Annotated in this window: 4 protein-coding genes; 1 reads left to right on the top strand and 3 read right to left on the bottom strand. The window is 65.4% G+C overall.

The window, feature by feature from the left end:
- Positions 1 to 126: 126 nt before the first annotated feature.
- A complete protein-coding gene (locus tag ACFQU0_RS20455) occupies positions 127 to 435 on the top strand; it encodes a hypothetical protein (protein ID WP_196995942.1) in 309 nt (102 codons plus the stop codon).
- 27 nt (positions 436 to 462) lie between these two features.
- Here ACFQU0_RS20455 and tnpC read toward each other — a convergent pair whose 3' ends face one another.
- The 3 genes from tnpC to tnpA form a co-directional block, all read right to left on the bottom strand.
- On the bottom strand, positions 463 to 1,971 hold the full coding sequence (tnpC, locus tag ACFQU0_RS20450) for an IS66 family transposase (protein ID WP_196996092.1): 1,509 nt from the start codon (positions 1,969 to 1,971) through the stop codon (positions 463 to 465).
- 82 nt (positions 1,972 to 2,053) lie between these two features.
- On the bottom strand, positions 2,054 to 2,386 hold the full coding sequence (gene tnpB, locus ACFQU0_RS20445; RefSeq protein WP_044397668.1) for an IS66 family insertion sequence element accessory protein TnpB: 333 nt from the start codon (positions 2,384 to 2,386) through the stop codon (positions 2,054 to 2,056).
- Positions 2,383 to 2,784, bottom strand: a complete 402-nt coding sequence (gene tnpA / locus ACFQU0_RS20440; RefSeq protein WP_044397671.1) for an IS66-like element accessory protein TnpA — start codon at positions 2,782 to 2,784, stop codon at positions 2,383 to 2,385. Before tnpA ends, tnpB begins: the two co-directional genes overlap by 4 nt.
- Positions 2,785 to 2,860 lie beyond the last annotated feature (76 nt).

Raw genomic sequence — 2,860 nt, 5'->3', positions numbered from 1 at the left:
GTATGCGCGCGGCGAACCCATCTTGCGCATGACCGGTGTTGATGGTCAGCACGCCAGCGCAGGGTTTGCGCTGCCATAGACTCTCGGTGAGCCGCCCCTGTCAGGCGGTCAAGATTTGTACCGACGATGAGTTCCAAGCAGACCATTCTGGATCGCGAGTTGTTCACGCAGGCACTTCGCCACATGGGTGAGGAAGACCTGCTCTACCTCAACCGGATGGTGGTCGAGCGTTTGAACCTGCTGGCCCAGGCCAGGAGCACGGTGGAGCTGGCACAGTTCGCCGAGGGTGACCTGGTCCACTTCACGGCCACCGATGGCAGCGTCAAGCACGGCGTTGTGCTGCGCCTGAACAAGAAGACCGCCAGCGTGCGCACCGACGAAGGCCAGAACTGGAAGGTCTCCCCGGGCCTGCTGCGCAAGACGGCCACCCGATGAACAAGCGCCAAGCGCGCAGTGTCTGGGTCAGACAGCCGGCTGCCAGCGGTGCGGCAAGAGCTCCTCGATGCGGCTGGCCTTGTGCGTGGGCAGCCGGATGAGCACGTCCTTGAGGTAGGCATACGGGTCGTGCCCGTTCATGCGCGCTGACTGGATCAGGCTCATGACGGCCGCCGCTCGCTGACCCGCGCGCAGGCTGCCGGCGAACAACCAGTTCGAGCGCCCCAGGGCAATGGGCCTGATTCGATTCTCGATCCAGTTGTTGTCAGGCGGCAATTGCGGGTCATCGACGAAGCGCGTGAGCGCGGTCCATCTCTTGAGACTGTAGTCCAGGGCCTTGGCCGTGGCCGAGTTGCCCGCCACCTGCTGGCGTTGCAGCACCATCCACTGGTGCAAGGCGTCCAGTATCGGGCGGCTGTGCTGCTGGCGCACCTGCAGCCGTTGCGGTGCCGTCAGGGCTTGGACTTCCCGTTCGATCTCATAGACCCGGGCGAACTGTGCCAGGGCGAACTCGGCGATCTGGCTCTTGTTGGCCGCGTGCAGGTCGAAGAACTTGCGCCGGGCGTGTGCCAGGCAGCCGGCTTCTGTCACGCCCTGGCTGAAGCTGGCTTTGTACCCGGCGTAGTCGTCGCAAATCAGACTGCCGCGCCAGTCGCCCAGGAAGGCGCGGGCGTGCTCGCCGGCGCGGGACTCGCAGAAGTCGTACACCACGGCGCGCGTGGCTTCAAATGCCCCTGGGGCATAAGCCCACAGATAGGCCCGGTGCGTCTTGCCGTTGCCCGGCTTGAGCATGGCCACCGGCGTCTCATCACCGTGCAACACCCGGTGCCTGAGGATCTCGGTCTTGAGGGCATCGACCAGCGGCTGCAAACGCGCGCCGCAGGTACCCACCCATTGCGCCAGGGTCGAGCGAGGGATCGCCAGACCGGCGCGACCAAAGATGTTCTCCTGGCGGTACAAGGGCTGGTGATCGGCGTACTTGGCCACCAGCACCTGTGCCAGCAGGCCCGCTGTCGGGATGCCTTTGTCGATGACGTGGGCGGCCACCGGTGCTTGTGTGAGGGTCTGGCACTTCGCGCAGGCCCACTTGCCCCGGATGTGGCGCTCCACTGTGAAGACGCCGGGCACGTAGTCCAGCTTCTCGGCCACATCCTCGCCAATGCGCTTGAGTTGGCAACCGCACTGGCATGTCGTGGACGTGGGTTCGTGGCGGATCTCGTGTCGTGGCAGATTGGCCGGCAGCGGCGTGCGCTTGGGCTGCTGCTTGTCGGTGACCGGTTGCGTCGGGCGCAGTTGCTCAATCTCGTGCTCAACGGCCGCCAGATCGCTGTCGAGTTCTTCTTCCAGCAGGTTGCGCTGCTCGGCGCTGTGGCGCTCGGATTTGGCCGCGAACTTCAGCCGCTTGAGCAGTGCGCATTCATAGGCGAGCTTCTCGTTCAGAGCCCGCTGGTGACGCAGTTCGGCCAGCAGGCGCTGGCTGACCTGGCGCAGTTGCTCTGCATCCAGTTCGCTCAGGGCTTGCTCGTCGATCACCATGGACAGCAGTGTGCCCGCGCGTGCCGTGCAAGGCCATTGGCACATCTCCCAATTGCAGCGACGACTCCCTCACAGGGAAGATTCAGATCACGGTGATGGCGCCTTGCGAGCCCATGCGCTGCCAGGGCAGACCCAGCACCAGCGCGTTAAGCTGGGTGTGTTCCAACGCCACGTTCGGACTGCCCGGCGGCGCCCAGACGAACTTGCCCTGGTGCAACCGGCGCGCAGCCAGCCACAGACCCACGCCGTCGTGCACCAGGATCTTCAGACGGTTGGCGCGCTGGTTGGCAAAGACGTAGGCATGGTGCGGGTGGGCAGCGCCAAAGGTGGCGATCACCCGGGCCAGGGCGGTGTCGGTACCCGCGCGCATGTCCAGCGGAGCGGTGGCCAGCCAGGCCGCATCGATACGGATCACCGCAACAGCTCGCGCAGCATCTGGGCGCACTGCGCCGCGGCCGACACTGGCCATTGCATCGTGACGGTCGCTCCAGCGCGCTGGATCTCCACCCGGATGAGGTCCTGGCTGGGGCTGGCCTGCGTGGGCGCGGGTGTGACCGGGGATGCGACCGGCCCCGGTGCCACGGTAGGCGCCAATGGCAACGCCACGAAGGCTGGTGTTCTCAGCGAATCCTGTTCACGACTCAGGCTCTGCTCCCGCAGCCAGCGATGCACCATGTTCGGATGCAGGCCATGGCTCAAGGCCACGCCAGCCACTGAGGCCCCTGGCTCACGGGTTCGTGCCAGAACCGACGCCTTGAAAGCGGCGCTGTACTCGCGCCGCAGCCGGCGCTCTCCATCGATCAATCGTTCCATCGTCTCCACGATCTCCTTCGTGGGGACGATCCTCGATTACTGCCCTCGATTCAAGATGGGTTCTCCGGACGCATAC

Origin of the sequence: Hydrogenophaga defluvii, from assembly GCF_042665235.1 — a bacterium.
GTDB classification, from domain to species: domain Bacteria; phylum Pseudomonadota; class Gammaproteobacteria; order Burkholderiales; family Burkholderiaceae_C; genus Hydrogenophaga; species Hydrogenophaga defluvii_A.
This window is presented reverse-complemented; position numbering and strand designations above follow the sequence as displayed.